This is a genomic window from Paenilisteria rustica (assembly GCF_013820765.1).
GTDB classification, from domain to species: Bacteria; Bacillota; Bacilli; order Lactobacillales; family Listeriaceae; genus Listeria_A; species Listeria_A rustica.
On record NZ_JABJVM010000009.1, the window covers coordinates 79339 to 98622 of the forward strand.

Annotated in this window: 17 protein-coding genes and 1 riboswitch; of the genes, 13 read left to right on the forward strand and 4 right to left on the reverse strand. The window is 41.8% G+C overall.

The genetic code is table 11. From position 1 onward, the window contains the following. Positions 1–4: 4 nt before the first annotated feature. Together HPK16_RS10080 and HPK16_RS10085 are read right to left on the reverse strand one after the other, a co-directional pair. On the reverse strand, positions 5–1300 hold the full coding sequence (locus HPK16_RS10080) for an NCS2 family permease (RefSeq protein ID WP_036059954.1): 1296 nt from the start codon (positions 1298–1300) through the stop codon (positions 5–7). An 88-nt stretch (positions 1301–1388) separates the two neighbouring features. Then, positions 1389–1490: riboswitch (purine riboswitch) on the reverse strand. 191 nt (positions 1491–1681) lie between these two features. Next, positions 1682–1792: a putative holin-like toxin gene (locus HPK16_RS10085; RefSeq protein WP_077912480.1), complete on the reverse strand. Its 111-nt coding sequence runs from the start codon at positions 1790–1792 to the stop codon at positions 1682–1684. 309 nt (positions 1793–2101) lie between these two features. Between HPK16_RS10085 and HPK16_RS10090 the strand changes: the two genes are divergently transcribed. Continuing rightward, the gene (locus HPK16_RS10090) at positions 2102–3493 is read left to right on the forward strand and encodes a glycoside hydrolase family 1 protein (RefSeq protein ID WP_181676845.1); all 1392 of its coding nucleotides are present in this window, start codon (positions 2102–2104) and stop codon (positions 3491–3493) included. 42 nt (positions 3494–3535) lie between these two features. Beyond that, the gene (locus tag HPK16_RS10095) at positions 3536–4264 is read left to right on the forward strand and encodes a GntR family transcriptional regulator (protein ID WP_036059960.1); all 729 of its coding nucleotides are present in this window, start codon (positions 3536–3538) and stop codon (positions 4262–4264) included. A gap of 279 nt (positions 4265–4543) precedes the next feature. Here the strand turns inward: HPK16_RS10095 and HPK16_RS10100 are convergent, their stop codons facing one another. Beyond that, positions 4544–5602, reverse strand: a complete 1059-nt coding sequence (locus HPK16_RS10100) for an Lmo2079 family surface lipoprotein (RefSeq protein WP_181676846.1) — start codon at positions 5600–5602, stop codon at positions 4544–4546. A 336-nt stretch (positions 5603–5938) separates the two neighbouring features. On the opposite strand from HPK16_RS10100, the gene sufC reads away from it, so the two are divergent. The 9 genes from sufC (at position 5939) to HPK16_RS10145 (ending at position 17527) form a co-directional block, all read left to right on the forward strand. Next, positions 5939–6727 (forward strand): Fe-S cluster assembly ATPase SufC, encoded by a 789-nt coding sequence (gene sufC / locus HPK16_RS10105; RefSeq protein ID WP_036065799.1) that lies wholly within the window; start codon positions 5939–5941, stop codon positions 6725–6727. A gap of 18 nt (positions 6728–6745) precedes the next feature. Next, on the forward strand, positions 6746–8038 hold the full coding sequence (gene sufD / locus HPK16_RS10110; protein WP_181676847.1) for a Fe-S cluster assembly protein SufD: 1293 nt from the start codon (positions 6746–6748) through the stop codon (positions 8036–8038). Position 8039: 1 nt separating this feature from the next. Further along, positions 8040–9266: a cysteine desulfurase gene (locus tag HPK16_RS10115; RefSeq protein ID WP_181676848.1), complete on the forward strand. Its 1227-nt coding sequence runs from the start codon at positions 8040–8042 to the stop codon at positions 9264–9266. Further along, the gene (sufU, locus tag HPK16_RS10120; RefSeq protein WP_181676849.1) at positions 9263–9706 is read left to right on the forward strand and encodes a Fe-S cluster assembly sulfur transfer protein SufU; all 444 of its coding nucleotides are present in this window, start codon (positions 9263–9265) and stop codon (positions 9704–9706) included. The genes HPK16_RS10115 and sufU overlap by 4 nt, the downstream gene beginning before the upstream one ends. A 24-nt stretch (positions 9707–9730) precedes the next feature. Further along, positions 9731–11125 carry a Fe-S cluster assembly protein SufB gene (sufB, locus tag HPK16_RS10125; protein ID WP_036065803.1) on the forward strand — a complete coding sequence of 465 codons (1395 nt, stop codon included), beginning with the start codon at positions 9731–9733 and terminating at the stop codon, positions 11123–11125. 610 nt (positions 11126–11735) lie between these two features. Then, complete coding sequence (locus tag HPK16_RS10130) at positions 11736–13607, forward strand: glycosyl hydrolase family 18 protein (RefSeq protein WP_181676884.1); 1872 nt, start codon at positions 11736–11738, stop codon at positions 13605–13607. A 288-nt stretch (positions 13608–13895) separates the two neighbouring features. Next, positions 13896–15203: an immunoglobulin-like domain-containing protein gene (locus HPK16_RS10135; protein WP_181676850.1), complete on the forward strand. Its 1308-nt coding sequence runs from the start codon at positions 13896–13898 to the stop codon at positions 15201–15203. Positions 15204–15325: 122 nt separating this feature from the next. After that, on the forward strand, positions 15326–16417 hold the full coding sequence (gene uvrC / locus HPK16_RS10140; protein ID WP_181676851.1) for an excinuclease ABC subunit UvrC: 1092 nt from the start codon (positions 15326–15328) through the stop codon (positions 16415–16417). Between the two features lie 159 nt (positions 16418–16576). Continuing rightward, positions 16577–17527 carry a zinc-binding dehydrogenase gene (locus HPK16_RS10145; protein WP_181676852.1) on the forward strand — a complete coding sequence of 317 codons (951 nt, stop codon included), beginning with the start codon at positions 16577–16579 and terminating at the stop codon, positions 17525–17527. A gap of 60 nt (positions 17528–17587) precedes the next feature. On the opposite strand, the gene HPK16_RS10150 is transcribed toward HPK16_RS10145, so the two are convergent. Next, positions 17588–17878, reverse strand: coding sequence for an antibiotic biosynthesis monooxygenase family protein (locus HPK16_RS10150; RefSeq protein WP_181676853.1), 291 nt, complete (start codon positions 17876–17878; stop codon positions 17588–17590). A 56-nt stretch (positions 17879–17934) separates the two neighbouring features. Here HPK16_RS10150 and HPK16_RS10155 point away from each other — a divergent pair, with 56 nt between their 5' ends. Then, positions 17935–18339 (forward strand): DUF6157 family protein, encoded by a 405-nt coding sequence (locus tag HPK16_RS10155; protein ID WP_181676854.1) that lies wholly within the window; start codon positions 17935–17937, stop codon positions 18337–18339. A 13-nt stretch (positions 18340–18352) separates the two neighbouring features. Beyond that, complete coding sequence (locus HPK16_RS10160) at positions 18353–19198, forward strand: DUF72 domain-containing protein (protein WP_181676855.1); 846 nt, start codon at positions 18353–18355, stop codon at positions 19196–19198. Positions 19199–19284: the final 86 nt, after the last annotated feature.

A 19284-nucleotide genomic window follows, 5' to 3' on the forward strand; every position in this document is an offset into this window, starting at 1 on the left:
TTTTTTAAACAACGAATATAAAATAGCAGATAAATAAGATCATTAATACGTACATAATCGGGTGGACTTCTTTGTATCTACCTTTGAAAAACATCGTAATCGGGTAGAAAATGAAGCCGAGCGCGATTCCTGATGCTATCGAGAAACTAAGTACCATCATCAAAATAACCATGAAACAAGGAACGGCGATTTCGAATTTGGACCAGTCGATATGTGCCACGTTACCAATCATTAGAATGCCGACAATCACTAGGGCAGGAGTTGTTACAGCGCTTGTGATAACGCCGAGTAGTGGTGAAAAGAACATCGATAATCCGAAACAAATTGCTATGACAATCGCGGTCAATCCGGTACGTCCGCCAACCGCAACCCCCGCTGTCGATTCTACATAAGAAGTTGTTGTAGAGGTTCCTAGAATCGAGCCAACAATCGTCGCCGAGGAGTCAGCGAACAAGGCACGGCTTGCGCGTGGGATTTTGTTATCTTTCATGAATCCTGCTTGATTCGCTACCGCAACGAGTGTTCCAGCCGTATCAAAGAAATCAATGAAGAAGAATGTCAAAATGACGATCAACATCTGTGGTGTGAAAATATCGCCAAGGTGAAAGAGTGCTTGTCCAAAAGTAGGCGAAATATCTGGAATCGGCGCCACGACTTGAGTTGGCACATCGATTAGTTGGAAAATCATGCCGACAATGACAGTCGCTGCCATCCCGATAAAAATCGCTCCATTTATATTTAAAGTCATGAGAATAATGGTAATAACGATACCGAAAACGGCGAGCAGGACAGCGCTATTATGCAAATCGCCCAGTGCCACGAGTGTCGCCTTATTTCCAACGATAATCCCCGCGTTTTTCAAGCCAAGAAAAGCGATGAAAAAACCAATCCCTGCACCCACGGCGAATTTTAACTCGGTTGGAATTGCGTTAATAATTTTTTCACGAATTCCTGTAACGGTTAGGACAATAAATACACAGCCTGAGACTAAAACACCCGATAATGCGGTCTCCCAAGGAATTCCCCACTGCGCACAAACCGTGTACGCGAAAAAAGAACTAAGTCCGATTCCTGGCGCTAACCCGATTGGATAGTTCGCGATAAGTCCCATGAGTAACGATCCGACGACAGCCGCAAGAGCCGTAGCAACGAATACCGCGCTCATGTCCATCCCGGTTGTTGCAAGTGCGGACGGATTCACAAATAATATGTAAGCCATTGACAAGAAAGTCGTTAACCCCGCCAAAATTTCTGTTTTAATCGTTGTCTTATTTTCTCGTAGTCTAAACAATTTTTCCATTAAAAAAAGCCTCCCTGAATTGTGTTGTCGCACATTTTTCAAAGATGAGCCATCGCAAAAAAGAACCGATCCTGCCTAAAAAGCAGAAATCGAGTATGCTATTGCTCGTAGTTTAGCCATTTACGGTAGCTAAGTAGAAACGTCTGGGCCATATTCCTAGACATATACGACATGTTTTTATTTTAGCTTAGTTGGGGGCGGTTAGCAAGAGGGGAGGAGAAGAAATGTTGCGTGGGGATAGGAATTTTGTTATAATGAATATGAAAAGAGAGTCGTGCTAGTAACACAACCCTCTTCGCAAGTAGAGATTTCCAAGAACAGTGACTTATTTATAAATGCTAGAATAGCCATCTATCAACCCGTCAAAGTTGAGGTAGATGGCTATTCTTTGTCTTGTTGTACTGCTTTAGCAATCTTGACTACTAGACCGATTAAGGAAACTAAAAAGCTTCCAAAGCCGATCATGAGCGCGAGTGCTTCTGCAACAGACATTGCTGATCCTTTCCAAAGGGTTAGCGCTCATGTTCATAAGCATCACCACCTTCATGTTGATAGCCACCATCTTTACGTCTCTACTGATTTTATTATAACAAGAAAGATGAAGTATGTATATCTCTAATCGAATTGAAATATAATAAAACACTCGATTTGGATGTTTGTATTTAGTCCAAATGAGTGTTTTTACTTTACTTTCACATCAAATATACCTTTGACGAGTTATAAGTTTATACTTTTAAATAAATAGGGTATAATAAAGATATTAAACGGGCGCTTGATGCTCGTCTCTTGGAGGTAGAAATGATGAAATATGAATTTCCGCAAGATTTTTGGTGGGGTAGTGCGGCTTCGGGTCCTCAAACGGAAGGTGCTGCTGATGTTGATGGCAGAAAACCGAGCATTTGGGATCATTGGTATGACATTGAACCGGGTCGTTTTTTCAATGATGTTGGGCCTGCGAACACGTCTAATTTCTATTATCAATATAAAGAGGATATCCAGTTAATGAAGGAAACGGGACATAATTCGTTCCGGACGTCGATTCAGTGGTCGCGCTTGATTCCTGATGGGATTGGAGAGGTAAACCCGAAAGCTGTTGATTTTTATAACCGTGTAATTGACGAAATGTTAGCGAATGGTGTCGAGCCGTTTATGAACTTGTATCATTTTGATATGCCGATGTCGATGCAGGAAATCGGTGGCTGGGAAAACCGTGAAGTTGTTAGTGCGTATTCGACTTTTGCAAAAACGTGTTTTGAGCTGTTTGGCGATCGAGTGAAGCATTGGTTTACGTTTAACGAGCCAATTGTTCCGGTTGAGATGGGCTATTTATATGATGCGCATTATCCGAATGTTGTCGATTTCAAACGGGCGGTGCAAGTGGCGTATCACACGACGGTTGCGCATTCGCTTGCGGTGAAGGAATATCATGCGCTTGAACAAGGTGGGGAGATTGGTATCATCTTGAACTTGACGCCATCTTATCCACGTAGCCAAAATCCAGCTGATATTCGCGCAGCACATATTGCCGATTTGATTTTTAATCGCAGTTTCCTAGATCCTGTGACAAAGGGAGAATTTCCGGCTGATTTGGTAGATATTTTGAAGGAACATGCTATTTTACCGACCTATACAGAGGAAGATTTGGCGGTTATTAAGAACAATATTATTGATATTCTTGGCGTGAACTATTATCAGCCGCGTCGTGTGAAAGCGAAGGAGTATGCCGCTCACCCAGATGCGCCGCTTATGCCAGAGCATTTATTTGATAACTATGAAATGCCTTATCGTAAAATGAATCCGTATCGTGGCTGGGAAATTTTCGAGAAGGCGATCTATGATATCTCGATTAATCTGCGTGATAATTATGGTAACATTCCGTTCTTCATTTCTGAAAATGGGATGGGCGTTGAGGGCGAGGATCGTTATCGTACAGCGGATGGATACATTGATGACCATTACCGGATTGCGTTTATTAAGGATCATTTGAAATGGTTGCATAAAGCAATGGCGGAAGGTGCGAACTGTAAAGGGTATCATTTGTGGACATTTATGGATTGTTGGTCGTGGGCAAATGCATACAAAAACCGTTACGGCTTGGTGGAAGTGAACTTAGATCAAGATTACAAACGGACAATCAAATCTTCTGGTCGCTGGTATAAAGAGCTTTCCGATAATCATGGTTTCGCTGAGTAATTTTTGTGATAGAATAGAAAGAAAAAAGAGGTGTTTAGCGCCATGGCAAATAATCAGACAAAATATAGTTTTATCGCGGAGGCGTTGAAAAAGCGTATTTTCGCCAAAGAATATTCGCTTGATAAACCAATTCCAGATGAAATGACACTTGCAAAAGAATTTGATTGTAGCCGCATGACGATGAAGAAGGCACTTGAGGTTCTTGTTTTGGAAGGGTTGTTGTATCGCAAGCGTGGACACGGAACGTTTATCATTAAGTCAGCGCTTGACATGGATCGGTTGAACATTCATAGTCAGGAAGTGAACGGCTTTACAAAGTTGTTGGAAGGACGCGATGTAGAAAGTAAAATCGTGCAGTTCCAGGTGACATTTCCTGATAAATATGTAGCCGAACGATTAAATATTGATCTGGAAACACCGGTTTATGATATTGTTCGGGCACGGCTTGTGGACGGTGAGCCTTATGTTTTAGAGCATACGTGCATGCCTGTTGCGCTGATTCCTGGTGTGACGCAGGAAGTGCTGGAGCATTCGATTTATACGTATATTCGCGAACGGTTGAACTTGAAAATTGCGAGTTCCTATAAGCAAATTCGGGCGGATAAGCCGGGACAAATGGATTTTGATTATCTTGATTGTTCGGAGATGGACCCGGTGATTGAAGTTGAACAAACGGTTTATTTGAATAATGGGATGGCTTTCGAGTATTCGAAATCGCGCCACCGGTATGATAAATTCGTGTTTACAACGGTGAATATTGCGAGACGGTGAATAAGAAAAAGGCGTATCGGAAATCTGTCATTAGATTTTCGATACGCCTGTTTTTCGTTCCAGAAATAAAAAAACAAGCTAGCAGGGGAACTAGCTTGAAAAAAGGATAGATAGTCAATTACGAAAAAGGGGGGAAACGTAAAAGCTATCTTGTTTACAAAGACTATATTACAGAAAACGGATGAAAACAAAAGGAAGGGAATCTAAGAATTTCATGAAAATCAGTAATGTGGGTCCCAATAAGGTAATGGTGATTGTACTATCAGACGTACGCGATAATCATTTTCGCTGCGCTTGTATAACGTCGGTCATCACATTATCGAGTTCTTTCTTCGTAACGATATCTGCCTTACTCGGAGACTCAGGAATTTTCTCAAAGTCTAGAAGCTCCATCATAAAGTTGAATTTTAGTTTCTGATGATTTTCCTGATTGGCATAATCGACGGTCATAACAAGCTTTTTAATACCTTTGTCTGCGTCAGGATGTAAGGTCATCACCGTGCTCAGTTGGATGTTCTTATTTTGAATGAGCGCCTTCAGCGTTTCTTGCATATCGCTACTATTAGCATCCCATGATTCCTTTGCTTGCGATTCTTTTAGTCCAGATACGTTTGCGTAAAAACTTATAAAATCAGGATTTGAGCGGAATTCTTCTAGCCAAGCATTTGCCAATTCGGCGAGTTCTTTCTTGCTAAGCGTGAGTCTAATCGTCCCATTTTCCGTTTGATAATGACTCTTATCTAACTTATTCAAGTTTTCATAGATCAGAAAAGCGGTTTTTCCTTCGATTGCTTGAAGTTGATCGGCTTGCTCGTCCACTGTTTTTTCATCGATGACTTGATTGGTGACATTTTGCCACGTTTGTAATAGGTCAAGTTGCTTGTCTTTTAAGTCTTCGTTTTCAGCTAGCACTTTGGAGAATACCGAATTGGTCGCTAAATCTAGCATGTTTGTGACTGGTGTTGCTGTTTGGAAAAAATCATTGGCAGGTACAAAAATTTTGCCAGTACTACCGTTTTGGAAAGAATGGGCGGTTACATCCATCGTTGGGACGCCGCCGACATGAAGTCCGAATGTATTATAGGTTAAATCGCGTTCACTGTCACGCGATGTTTTGACGGTTACATTGCTTGCTACTAAGGCGTCCGGATTCAACTGGTTAAGTTCCTCAAAACCTGAGATTTCCGTTGGTTGCAACGTTATTAAAGTTGTAAATTGCTTGTTTTTTACGGTATTTCGAAAAGATGACATGAACTCTGATTTTGGCGATGTACAAGCCGTTAAAAATAAGGCTACCGACAGGACAATCAAAGCTAATGCGATGATGGCTTTCTTCATATTAAATATGCCTCCCATAATTTTGGGTATTCCAGAATTGTTATACTAACACAACCATAGCATACCGACTGCATTTCGACAATCCTTTTTTAAACCTTTTTGAGTGTTTTCGGTGTGGCATTTTGGTACACTAGTAAAGGACGTTACGTGCGATTTTCTCAAGTGTCATGGAACGATTGATAATATGATTGATGGAGGGGAAAGTAAGGCTATACCACAAAGCAAGACTATTTTAAAAAGAATGTATTTCGGATAGTTGTAATTAGATTAGAATTATACTAAACTAGAATCATACGTACTGAAAAATAATGCGAAAAAATTAGGAGGTAATTTTTAATGTCAACGTTGAAAATTCAAGATTTACATGTTGAAATAGAAGGTAAAGAGATTCTAAAAGGGGTTAACCTAGAAATTTCGACTGGGGAAATCCACGCAATAATGGGACCTAACGGAACTGGTAAATCGACGCTATCCTCAGCAATTATGGGGCATCCTAAATATGAAGTAACACAAGGGACTATCGAACTTGATGGGGAAGATGTTCTGGAAATGGAAGTAGATGAACGCGCTCGTGCTGGTCTATTTTTAGCAATGCAATATCCGAGTGAAATTAGTGGGGTTACAAACGCTGAATTCATGCGTGCTGCGATTAATAGCCGTCGTGAAGAAGGTAAAGAAATTCCGTTGATGCAATATATCCGTAAATTAGACGAGAAAATGGCTATTTTGGAAATGGACGAAGAGATGGCTGAGCGTTATTTGAATGAAGGTTTCTCTGGCGGAGAGAAAAAACGTAACGAAATTCTGCAATTATTGATGATTGAGCCGACGATTGCGATTTTGGATGAAATCGATTCAGGTCTTGACATCGACGCACTGAAAGTCGTTTCAAAAGGTATTAACGAAATGCGCGGCGAAGGTTTTGGTTGCTTGATTATTACCCATTACCAACGTTTGTTGAATTATATCGAGCCTGATTTTGTACACGTGATGATGCAAGGGAAAGTCGTGAAAAGTGGCGGATCTGAACTTGCGAAGCGCTTAGAGGGCGAAGGTTATGACTGGATTAAGCAAGAACTTGGTATCGAGTTTGACGAAGAAGAAGAAACCGTTGACCAAAAATAAGAGAGTGAGGGATAAATCATGACAGAAAATTTAGCTGTAAAAGATGATTTTATCCGTGCTTTTTCAGGCGATTTAGGCGAGCCTGGCTGGTTAACAGAGCTACGGATAAATGCATGGCAACAAGCTTCGGAATTAGCATTGCCATTTGTAGATAAAACAAAGATTGATCGCTGGAATTTCACGAAGTTTGAGGCTTATGCGGCCTTTCAAGCGGGTGTGACGAATGAGGCGTTACCGGAGAGTGTGCAGGCTTTAGTTGCTGAGGACGCGAATGTATATGTTCAAATTGATAATCGCCCAGCGCGACTTCATTTGAGCAAAGAATTGGCTGAAGCGGGTGTTATTTTTACGGATATCATCACGGCGGCGAAGGAACATCCGGAACTGGTACAGAAATATTTCATGACCGAAGCGGTAAAAGTGGATGAAAGTCGTTTGACGGCCTTCCATACGGCGCTTGTGAACGGTGGATTGTTCTTGTATGTACCGAAAAACGTGGAAGTGAAAGAGCCGATTCAAGCGGTTTTTGCACATGAAAATGCGAGCTCTCCACTTGTGAACCATGTGTTGCTAGTTGCTGATGATAATAGCGCCGTGACTTACGTGGAGAACTATGTGACGCTTAACGCGGAGAATAAAGGTATTGTGAATATTGTTGCTGAGGTTATTGCAAAGAACAATGCGCAAATTAAATTCGGTGCGGTGGACAACTTGGGAAGTGGCGCGACGACTTATGTTAGCCGCCGTGGACATGTTGGAAACGATAGCCGTGTGGAGTGGGCGCTTGGTTTGATGAATGATGGCGATACGATTAATGAAAATACGACGAACTTGATGGGCAATGGCTCTGTCAGTGACGTGAAAACGGTGACGGTTGGTCGTGGAAAACAAACGCAAAATATTACGACGCGTGTGACGCATTACGGCTTGGCATCGCTGGGTACGATTTTGTCACACGGTGTTATGAAAGATAGCGCGACAACGATTTTCAACGGTATTGGCCATATTAAACATGGTGCGTCGAAATCGGATGCGCAACAAGAATCTCGCGTGTTGATGCTTAGTCCAAAAGCGCGTGGAGATGCGAATCCAATTCTTTTAATTGATGAAAATGATGTAGTGGCTGGACATGCGGCGTCAGTTGGTCGTGTGGATCCGTTGCAACTTTTCTATCTAATGAGTCGCGGAATTTCGAAACAAGAAGCAGAACGACTTGTTATTCATGGTTTCCTTGATCCAGTTGTACGTCAACTACCAATCGAAAGTGTGAAACTTCAACTGAAGGAAGTTATCGAAGGGAAAGTGCGCTAACATGACGCTAACCCAAAAAATTCAGGCTGATTTTCCGATTTTAAAGCAGGAGATCAATGAAAAACCGCTTGCTTACTTGGATAATGCGGCTACTTCCCAAAAACCGAAGCAAGTCTTAGATGCAGTCATGAAATATTATGAGTGGGAAAATGCGAACGTTCACCGCGGTGTTCATACGCTGGCGGCTCGCGCGACGGATGCTTATGAAGGTAGCCGGGCGAAGGTGGCGCGCTTTATTGGTGCTCGCGAGACGGCGGAAATTATTTTCACGCGCGGGACGACGACGGCGATTAATATGATTGCAAACGGTTATGGTGACGCTAATTTACAAGCGGGAGACGAGATTGTGATTTCCCATTTGGAGCATCATAGTAACTTGATTCCGTGGCAGCAGTTGGCGAAACGGACGGGCGCGACGCTAGTTTATATTGAATTGGACGCGGATGCGACGATTACGCTTGCTAACGCTGCAAAAGTAATCAATGAAAAAACCAAGATTGTTGCGATTGCTCACGTTTCCAATGTGATCGGCTCGATTGCACCGGTTCGTGAGATTGCGGATTTGGCGCATTCAGTTGGCGCGGTTATCGTTGTAGATGGCGCCCAAGCTGTGCCGCACATGAAGGTCGACGTACTCGCGTTGGACGCTGATTTTTACGCTTTTTCGGGGCATAAAATGATGGCGCCGACAGGAATCGGTGCGCTTTATGGGAAACGGGAATTGCTTGATGCGATGAACCCGACGGAATTTGGCGGTGAAATGATCGATTTTGTAGAGTTACATGACTCGACGTGGAAAGAACTGCCGTGGAAAATGGAAGCAGGGACGCCGAACATTGCGGGAGCGATTGGTCTTGGCGCTGCGATTGACTATTTGGAAACGATTGGCTTTGACCTGATTCACAATCACGAAGAAGAATTAACCGCCTATGCGATGGCAGAAATGCAGAAGCTGGACGGCATTACGATATATGGTCCACTAGACGCGACGAAGCGTTGCGGACTGATTACGTTTAATTTGGAAGGCGCGCATCCACACGATATCGCGACAGTACTCGATGAAGAAGGCGTGGCAATTCGCGCCGGACATCATTGCGCACAGCCGCTCATGAAGTGGTTGGATACGTCATCCACAGCCAGAGTGAGTTTTTACGTATATAATACCAAGCAGGAGGTCGACCAGTTTATCGCTGGCCTCAAGCTAACAAAGGAGTATTTCGGACTATGAGTGGTCGCAAATTAGATCAATTATATCGCCAAGTTATTATGGATCACTACAAAAATCCGCGCAACAACGGCACGCTCGACGACGAAAGTGTCACGATTGACCTGAATAACCCGACGTGTGGTGACGAAATTCATCTCCATCTCAAAGTGGAAAATGAAATCATTACTGGCGCCAAATTTACAGGTAGCGGATGTTCGATCTCGATGGCGAGTGCTTCCATGATGACCGAGAGCATTATCGGGAAATCAGAAAAAGAAGCCCTCAAAATGTCGCGTGACTTTTCAGAAATGGTACAAGGTCACGAACATGATGTTATCGACGAAAATGGTGACGTAGAAGCTTTATCAGGCGTTGCTAAATTCCCAGCTCGAATCAAATGTGCAACTCTTTCATGGAAAGCCATGGAACGTGCCATTTTTGAATTCGAAGGAAAGAAATAATAAGTTTAAAGGAGGATCTTGACTATGACTGAAATTCCAGAAATGGGCGAGTATAAATACGGTTTTCATGATAAAGATACGTCCGTTTTCCGTAGTGAACGCGGCTTAACAGAAGATATCGTGAGAGAAATTTCGAGTATTAAAGAAGAACCTCAGTGGATGCTTGATTTCCGCTTGAAGTCTTTAGAACAATTTTATAAAATGCCGATGCCGCAATGGGGTGGCGACTTATCCGAACTGAAATTTGAGGATATTCGCTATTACGTGAAACCATCGGATCACACGGTAAACGATTGGGACGAGGTTCCAGACGAAATCAAACGTACCTTCGACAAACTGGGAATTCCCGAAGCAGAGCAGAAATATCTTGCCGGAGCTTCTGCGCAGTACGAGTCCGAAGTAGTTTACCATAACTTGAAAAAAGATCTTGAAGACATCGGAATCGTCTTTAAAGATACAGATTCAGCGCTCAAAGAAAACGAAGATATTTTCCGTGAGTATTTCTCAAAAGTTATCCCGCCAACCGATAATAAATTCGCGGCGCTTAACTCAGCAGTTTGGTCAGGTGGCTCGTTCATCTATGTACCAAAAGGCGTGAAAGTCGATACACCGCTACAAGCCTATTTCCGTATCAACTCGGAGAACATGGGACAATTTGAGCGTACACTAATTATCGTGGATGAAGGCGCAAGCGTAAACTACGTGGAAGGCTGTACAGCTCCCGTTTACACGACGAATTCCCTTCACTCAGCAGTTGTTGAAATCATTGTAAAACGTGATGCTTATTGCCGTTACACAACAATTCAAAACTGGGCAAACAACGTGTACAATCTAGTAACGAAGCGTACTTTCTGTGATGAAAATGCGACAATGGAATGGATTGATGGTAACATTGGTTCGAAACTAACGATGAAATACCCAGCTGTTCATCTTCGCGGTGAAGGCGCACGTGGTATGACACTTTCCATCGCGATTGCTGGTAAAGGACAACGCCAAGATGCCGGAGCGAAAATGCTTCACTTGGCACCAAATACATCATCGACTATCGTTTCCAAATCGATTTCGAAACAAGGCGGTAACGTAACCTATCGTGGTATCGTTCACTTTGGCCGTAATTCAGCAGGATCTCGCTCGAATATCGAGTGTGATACGCTAATTATGGATAACGCGTCGACATCGGATACGATTCCGTACAACGAAATCCTGAATAGTGATATTTCCTTAGAGCATGAGGCGAAAGTTTCTAAAGTATCTGAGGAACAACTATTCTATCTGATGAGCCGTGGTGTAACAGAAGAAGAAGCAACAGAAATGATTGTCATGGGCTTCATTGAGCCATTTACAAAAGAATTACCAATGGAATACGCTGTCGAAATGAACCGTTTGATTAAGTTCGAAATGGAAGGCAGTATCGGGTAACATTTCGATATCCATTTTTTAATGGCTTTGAATGTCCCTAATAGATAAAGAAAACGAGGTAGGCGGAAGCTTATCTCGTTTTCTTTATCAGGATATTATTATCTACATAAAATCTGTTTCGATTGTATTCATTGTTGCATCAGCGGTGATTTGGATAGACAGATGTCCGACTCCTTTAACTACATATTTTATCTTTACGCCAGTTCTTACAAATGGACAATACCAGCATATCTCAATACATGAAAAGAAAGAATTATTACGATATCATATCAGAAGTTAGCGGTTAAAATTGACATTTTTATAACTTTATCTTAATATGAACATATGGGAATTTTTGATAATAATATCTATGGAAGCGTATTCTTTTGTGACGAGAATAAATGTCCATCTCCTAGTTCATTAATGCAAAGATAATTCCCAATCAACCTAGAAGAAATCTAGTGAAAAATAGAATGATGCGAAAGGGTGATTTTTACTAGTTGGAAAAATTGTATTGTTTGGTCACTTACTAAGGTTAGCGTCTACTTAAGGTTGGGAATCTTTTAGAGGGAAGTAACATCAGAGTATCTCACCATGGTAATAATAATGATTATATTAGGGGGATTTTTTCATGAACGTATCATTGAAAAGAAATATTCTGACAGCAGGATTAGCTATTATTCTAGTACTCTCCGCCGTGATGGCATTCACAACGCATGTGTCCGCTGCATCAAGTACACAGCTTAAACCGCATGTGAACATTGGCTACTGGCTGGGTGGTAATGGTGGATCGAAAAAAACATTGGCTCAAGCAAGTTCAGGTTGGGATGTCATTAACGTTTCATTTATCGAGACGAAAGGCAACTACTATACGCCGAATTTGTCAATGGATCTTTCCGCAGTCTATCCAGGCACAGAAGCTCAGCAGATAGCAGCTTTTAAAGCAGATATTCAAACGCTACAAGCTCAAGGTAAGAAAATCGTCATTTCTTGCGGCGGACAAAATGGTGTTGTTCATATGGATAATGCGGCACAGCGAGATACTTTCTTGAATGGCGTTAAAAGTATTATTAATGAATACGGATTTGACGGCTTTGATGTTGATTTTGAGGGCAGTTCCATAGCTGTTATGAATACTGACAAAATTGGCCAACTTACCTCACAGCAGTCCATAAATCTTGAATACTTACTTCGCAATCTGAAAACTACTTACGGATCTGACTTCATTATTTCTGCGGCTCCTGAGTATAATTATGTCCAAAATGGCGCAATTAGTACAGGTAATGGCGGAGCATTTCTCCCCGTTCTCAACGCTACTCGTGATATTTTGACATACATTCACCCACAATACTATAACGGTTTTAATGGCGACTTCGCTTGGCTACAACCATCAGCAAATGCTGGTGCGCCTTTTGCACAAGTTTATTCTGCAGAAGGATACACTCGTCTTTCTGAGATGCTTATTACGGGATTTGTAACGATGGATAAAGGAACTTTTGCAGGGCTACGACCAGATCAAGTTGCTTTCGGTGTTCCTGCTACTAGTGCTGCAGGTAATGGGGCACAAAGCGTTTCAGTCTATGCGTCCGCTCTAAATACCTTGCTTGCCAAATATCCTACTTACCGCGGGATTATGACATGGTCCATTGGTTGGGATGAAACGAACGGAAACAATTTTGTAAATACGATTGCGCCAATTATTAAAGCAGCAAATGATTCAGCTCAACCGTCACCAGATGCTAAAGCTCCAACAATCTCTAGCCAGCCAACTGATAAAATGATAAAAGTAGGTGGCACAGCAGATTTAACGGTAGTCAGTTCTGTATCTAAAGGAACACTTAGCTATCAGTGGTATAAAGCCTCTAGCAAAGTAAATACTGGCGGTACAGCAATAAGTGGTGCAACAAGCGCAACATACAATGCGCCAACAAATGCGGAAGGTACCAATTACTATTACTGCGTTGTAACCAATACGGACAATACAGCGACAGGAATCAAGACTGCAACAACGACAAGTAATGCGGTATCGGTAGTCGTTAGTGCTACAAGTAGTGCCGCAACGCCTATTATTACGAGTCAACCAACAGATAAAACAACTACTTTGAGCGGGGCAGCGGCTCTTACAATAGGCGCAAATGTATCACAAGGAACACTTAGTTACCAGTGGTATAAAACTTCTAGTAAAGTGAACACTGGCGGCACAGCAATAAGCGGTGCAACTAGTGCAACCTATAATGCACCAACAAGCGTAGTAGGTACAAGTTATTACTATTGCATTGTAACCAACACGGATAGTTCTGCTACAGGAACTAGTACAGTAACAAGTAATGCCGTGGCAGTCACAGTAAACGCATTACCAGCCGGAGATACATGGAAAGCGGACTCCATTTACGTTGCGGGAGACACTGCCATATATCAAGGGAAAACTTACAAAGCGAAATGGTGGACACAAGGAGACGTTCCTGGTGCAGCTGAATGGGGACCATGGGAATTAGTTTTATAGTAAAGTTACTGTATACATTAACTTAAAATGAAATAATAAACACAGAGTCTATTTTTGGAAGTTATATAGTGGCTTCCCTAAAAAGGCTCTGTTTTTATGTTCCCAAAGCGTTGAATGTCGTTGGCTTTTTAGAAAGCTTGGTTTATATAGAGCAAGGCATTTGGAGTGCAGCTACGAAAATGACCAAAAAGTCATAATTAGATTGAAAAAGTGTATAAAAAATACAATTCACCTTCTTCGTTCCGTGATATTATTTAAGTATAAAAGAGCGAAAGAGGTTGGTTAATAATGAATGCTAAAAAGTCCATTTCTTGTTTTTTAATCGCTAGTTTTTTAATTATCACGCCATTATCTTTGGAAAGTGTACAGGCCAATGCGGCGGAAGTGCCAGCAGTAACAATGATGACGGCACCGGTAAGTACGCAGCTTACAGTTAATTCAGTGAATGATGTGGATCAATTTATTTCTGGGACAGGAATTCCTGGTGATTATGTAAGCATTCTAAACATAACGCAAAATAAATCAGTTGTGAATAATATATTAGTTGATGAAAACGGGAACTATAGTTATCAAGTTCCAGACCAAGAGCTCAAAGTTGGAGATAAAATTACAGTTCATGATAGCCAAGTTAGCGGTGGCTTGCAAGTTTCTACAACCGTTATCGGAACGGAAGCCCCAGTCATTACAGGCGAAAGCGTAACGGAAATTAATCCTGGAAGTACTTTTGATCCAATGGATACGATGAAGGCGACGGATAAAGAAGATGGCGATATAACAAACCAACTAGTGGTCACTTCAAATCCAGTGGATACGGGTAAGCCAGGAGACTACGATGTTGTATATGAAGTAACTGATTCACATGGAAATACAACGACTTTTACACGTGAAGTGATTGTGACGGAGGCGCCGACGATAGATGGTGAACAGAATACCACGGTGGATGCTAATGCTGATTTTGATCCAATGGTAGGTATGCAGGCAAATGATAAAGAGGACGGGGATATAACCTCATTGATAGATGTGACGCAAAATGATGTGGATACGAGCATAGCAGGTGATTATGAAGTCCTATATCAAGTCACAGATTCGGATGGAAATACAACAACATTTACACGTGTGGTTACCGTGTTGGAGGCTCCTGTTATCGTGGATGATGGGACGGCAAACAACGGGACAGCAGCAAATAATAATAATGATACCACCAATAACCAGACCGTAAGCGGTACAACAACGCAAGAAACGCAACGAGGAGCATCAGTAACTGATGGAAGTGTCAATGTGGATACTACTACGGATACAATGACAGCGACAGCACAAGCACAGTCTGGAACAACCAAAACAGAAGCTACCACACCTCAAAAAACGGCGACGATGGAGCAAGAAGTAGCGGCTGTCGATAATAATAATGATACAACCCAAACGCCCAATACAACCCAACAAATGACAGTGAAGGCAGCGAGCAGTTCAGACGAAGCGACGAACGCACTATCAGAACCGGAAGAAACACTACCGGTCACAACAGGAAAACGAAGACATGTTATAATTCCTGGTGCAGGATTAATAATAATCGCATATCGCATGCTTAGAAGATTTTGATATAGAAAGCAGAGATTCCTAATCAGGTGGAATCTCTGCTTTTTAATGTTGACACAGCTTTACAAAACATCTAGTTAAGCCTAAAATAAGAGGATAAATACACGTTTTTGGAGGTGCTATTCATGGAAGCCGATTTGAAACAAAAGCTAAAAACATTGCCTGAATCACCAGGTTGCTACATATATCGTGATAAAAAGGGCACTATTTTATACATCGGAAAATCCAAGAACCTCAAGCAACGTGTGAAGTCTTATTTTACGAAAACGCAGGTTGGAAAAACAGCGCGTTTGGTTCATCATATTCACGATTTTGAGCTGATTATTACTAGTACGGAGCAAGAAGCGTTACTACTTGAAATGACGCTCATTATGAAATATCAACCGCCATATAATGTGATGCTAAAAGACGAAATCCGCTACGTGTATCTTAAAATCACGAATGAAACGAATCCGCACCTCGAGACCACGAAAGAAATCGAGAAAGATGGTGCTTTTTACTTTGGTCCTTATGCTAGTCGTCATACAGCAACGGCTACGCAGGAATTGCTACAAAAGATATATCCACTTTGTCATTGTAACGGGAAGAAAGGTCGTCCTTGTTTTTACTACCATTTAGGCATGTGCATTGGTCCGTGCGCCCGTGATGTTACGAGAGAAGAATATGACGCGCAAATTAAGAAAATTAGTGACTTCTTAAACGGCGGGCAAAAAGAGGTGAAGCGTGACATCGAAAATCGGATGAATGAGCAAATAAATAATCTCGAATTTGAGCGCGCGAAGGAAACGCATGAACTTTTGAATGTTTTAGAACGTGTCACAGAAAAGCAAAAAGTGATGGCGCGTGATTTCGGACATCGAGATATGATGCATTTTGCTGAACAGGATCAGTTTTGCGCGATTCAGCTCTTTTTTATCCGAAATGGGGCTATTGTTGGGAGAAACGCGAAAGTTTTTGAGATTGTCGGCGATGTGATGGAGATGGTGGAGAGTTTTGTAATGGCATTTTATAATCATCCGAATCATTTGTTGCCCAAAGAATTACTCGTTCCTGAACAACTGGACACGAAATTGCTGGCGAAGGCGCTAGGGATAAAAGTACGCGTGCCAAAAAAAGGCGAAAAGAAAGCGTTGTTGGAACTCATACATGAGAATGCTAAAAGTGCACTCGATGCTCATTTTAAAATGTTGGAGTATGCGGAGAAGACGGAAGAATAAACGAGAAGCGGTCTCTAAACGGGGACTGTTTTTTTGTAGTTTGAATTTGCAATGGAACTGCCAACAGGAGATAAAAAGAGACTCATAATGAAAATCCGAGTAAAATAGTATTTGCGACAAAACTATTTTGAGTTGAAGTATCGAAAGGTAGGTAATGATATGAAGGCAGTTGTTGTATCAGAAGCTGGTGGACCGGAAAAGCTAGTTTATCAAGAACTTCCGACGCCCCAGGTAAAGCCAGGCTGGTCACTAGTTAAAGTGATGGGATTCGGGATTAATCATTCAGAAATTTTTACGCGTCAAGGTTTATCGCCGTCTGTCGAGTTTCCGCGAATTTTAGGGATCGAAGCAGTTGGTGTTGTAAAAGAATCAACGGATGAAGCGCGTTTACCAGAAGGTGGCAAGGTAGTTTCTATCATGGGGGAAATGGGACGAGATTTTGATGGTGGGTATGCAGAATATGTGTTGCTTCCGAACGAACAAATCTATCCTGTTACGACTGATTTAACTTGGGAGGAGTTAGCGACAATTCCAGAAACGTATTATACCGCGTTTGGATCGCTGAAAATGTTGCGAGTGAAAGAATCGGACCGTATTTTAGTTCGAGGCGGGACGAGTGGTGTTGGTATCGCTTTCCTTAACTTGGTAAAAGGCCGATATCCAAACATTGAAATCGATGGAACAAGCCGTAATATGGTCAAAAAGGAAATGTTGCAAAAAGCTGGTTTTAGCGATGTAATGGAAGATCGGGATGGCGAACTGCAGACCGACAAGAAGTACGATAAAATTTTCGAGCTAATCGGACCGGCTACCGTGAAAAATAGTTTTGAGCATATTTTGGAAGAGGGAATAGTTTGTAGTACTGGTCAACTAGGCGGACAATGGTATTTGGAAGAATTTGATCCTATTTTTGATACTAAGAAAGGATATTTGACCGGTTTCCCGTCCAGTGATGTTAGCAGTGCGCAAATGAATGAATTGCTAGATTATATAAGTAAATATGGTATTCGCGTGAAGCCTGAAAAGATTTTTTCATTGGAGGAAACAGCTAAAGCGCATGCATATTTAGAGAGTAGCCATAGTTTTGGTAAGGTCATTATTTTGAATTAAATCAGTAAAACCCGCAGAGATATGTTGTGTATCTTTTCGGGTTTTATTTTGCATTTTTAGTTAAATAATTCGTGTAAAGTGCTTCACTTTCGGGAAAGGGTTATAATAGTGATGGAGAAGTTTTTTCCACTCTTCATAGGCTGTGGATTTCCGAAAACCTTCTGTATGATCTTCTAATGTTTCCCACCGAACGAGCAGTAAATAATCAGTAGGATTCTCGATGCAATGGTGTAATTCATGGCTGATGTAGCCTGGGATGGAGCTGATAAACTTGGATGCGGTAGCAAAATCGTTCTCGAATTGTTTTGTATCCCCGAGTGTTACTTGTAGTAGAGCGCTTTCTAAAATCATGATTAGATTCCTCCTTTTGGCTATTGTACTATAAACTTAAGAAGTAGGTGTAAGTAATGAATGTGAATTATTATGATACGTTTATTTTGGTTGCGGAGGATAGTAAGGCGGATCACGGTGAGTTTCCGAATGTAAAACGCCCTAAAAAAACGATTGGCGAGATTCAATTTGAACTTTTGAATGGGAATGATTATAAATATACGCAAGAAGAGGTGCTTTTTGAAACGCATATGTTGCATAAAAATATTCCTGAGGCTGCGCGTGAATCGGAAAAAGCAGCTTTCTGGGGGAAAAGTCAGGCGTGTATGCGGACCTCTCCACTTGGAAAGCGATATGGCTGGGGCTTGCATTTTAATCAGGAGGGTTATGTGAAATTGGTTGCGGTGGAAAGCCCAGAATATCGGGAATTAGCGAATCGGGAAGACTTGAACGTTACGCGAGCGATGAAATCTAAACGATAGGGGGAGATTTTTAATGATTACAATTGGACTGACGGGCTGGAGTGACCATGATACGATTTATTCGGGAACGAGTAAGCATAAGTTAGAGGATTATGCGGGGAATTTTCCGATGGTGGAGGTGGATACGAGTTTTTATGCGATTCCTGCGCCTTCTACGACGGAGCGCTGGGTGGAACGTACGCCAGACGAATTTTCATTTGTGGTGAAGGCATTTCAGGCGATGACGAAACATAAAGAGTGGCAGCAATATTATGACTCAGAAACGGAAATGTATCGTCGGTTTATGGATGCGATTGCTCCGATGAGTGAGCGAGGACGGTTAAAAGCGATATTATTTCAGTTTCCGCCGTATTTTAGTTGTACGCAGGAAAATGTGCGTTATTTACGTGCTGTACGCGCGAAAATGGGAGACCTTCCTGTTGCGATTGAATTTCGTAATAAGACATGGTATACCGAGACTACTAGAGACCAGACGTTGGATTTATTAAAAGAGTTAGGATTTATTCATACCGTTGTGGATGAGCCGCAAGTTGGGAATGGAAGCGTGCCGATTGTACTTAAGGCGACGAACGAGGACATGACGTTGATACGACTTCATGGTCGGAATAGCGCTGGCTGGATGAAGGCGAACAGTCCTGAATGGCGAGAAGTTCGGACGCTTTATCGTTATAATGCGGAGGAAATTAATTATTGGGCTGAGAATATTCGTTATTTGCAGAAGCAGTCAAAAGAGATTATCGTGATTTTTAACAATAATTCTGGCGGAGATGCAGCGGATAATGCGAAGGAGCTTCAGAAGGCGCTGGATATTTCGTATGAAGGACTCGCTCCAATGCAGATGAATATATTTGATTTATAGTTGTTTGAGGGGATGTATTTCTCCTCTTTTTTTGTTTTTTGGACTAAAAGCAGGCCTAAAAAACAGTGAAATGGGCTTAAAAACTT

Excerpts from the sequence above, each read along its gene's own strand:
- HPK16_RS10080 (WP_036059954.1), bottom strand. The coding sequence starts at position 1,300 with ATGGAAAAATTGTTTAGACTACGAGAAAATAAGACAACGATTAAAACA.
- HPK16_RS10085 (WP_077912480.1), bottom strand. The coding sequence starts at position 1,792 with ATGTCTGTTGCAGAAGCACTCGCGCTCATGATCGGCTTTGGAAGCTTT.
- HPK16_RS10090 (WP_181676845.1), top strand. The coding sequence starts at position 2,102 with ATGAAATATGAATTTCCGCAAGATTTTTGGTGGGGTAGTGCGGCTTCG.
- HPK16_RS10095 (WP_036059960.1), top strand. The coding sequence starts at position 3,536 with ATGGCAAATAATCAGACAAAATATAGTTTTATCGCGGAGGCGTTGAAA.
- HPK16_RS10100 (WP_181676846.1), bottom strand. The coding sequence starts at position 5,602 with ATGAAGAAAGCCATCATCGCATTAGCTTTGATTGTCCTGTCGGTAGCC.
- sufC (WP_036065799.1), top strand. The coding sequence starts at position 5,939 with ATGTCAACGTTGAAAATTCAAGATTTACATGTTGAAATAGAAGGTAAA.
- sufD (WP_181676847.1), top strand. The coding sequence starts at position 6,746 with ATGACAGAAAATTTAGCTGTAAAAGATGATTTTATCCGTGCTTTTTCA.
- HPK16_RS10115 (WP_181676848.1), top strand. The coding sequence starts at position 8,040 with ATGACGCTAACCCAAAAAATTCAGGCTGATTTTCCGATTTTAAAGCAG.
- sufU (WP_181676849.1), top strand. The coding sequence starts at position 9,263 with ATGAGTGGTCGCAAATTAGATCAATTATATCGCCAAGTTATTATGGAT.
- sufB (WP_036065803.1), top strand. The coding sequence starts at position 9,731 with ATGACTGAAATTCCAGAAATGGGCGAGTATAAATACGGTTTTCATGAT.
- HPK16_RS10130 (WP_181676884.1), top strand. The coding sequence starts at position 11,736 with ATGAACGTATCATTGAAAAGAAATATTCTGACAGCAGGATTAGCTATT.
- HPK16_RS10135 (WP_181676850.1), top strand. The coding sequence starts at position 13,896 with ATGAATGCTAAAAAGTCCATTTCTTGTTTTTTAATCGCTAGTTTTTTA.
- uvrC (WP_181676851.1), top strand. The coding sequence starts at position 15,326 with ATGGAAGCCGATTTGAAACAAAAGCTAAAAACATTGCCTGAATCACCA.
- HPK16_RS10145 (WP_181676852.1), top strand. The coding sequence starts at position 16,577 with ATGAAGGCAGTTGTTGTATCAGAAGCTGGTGGACCGGAAAAGCTAGTT.
- HPK16_RS10150 (WP_181676853.1), bottom strand. The coding sequence starts at position 17,878 with ATGATTTTAGAAAGCGCTCTACTACAAGTAACACTCGGGGATACAAAA.
- HPK16_RS10155 (WP_181676854.1), top strand. The coding sequence starts at position 17,935 with ATGAATGTGAATTATTATGATACGTTTATTTTGGTTGCGGAGGATAGT.
- HPK16_RS10160 (WP_181676855.1), top strand. The coding sequence starts at position 18,353 with ATGATTACAATTGGACTGACGGGCTGGAGTGACCATGATACGATTTAT.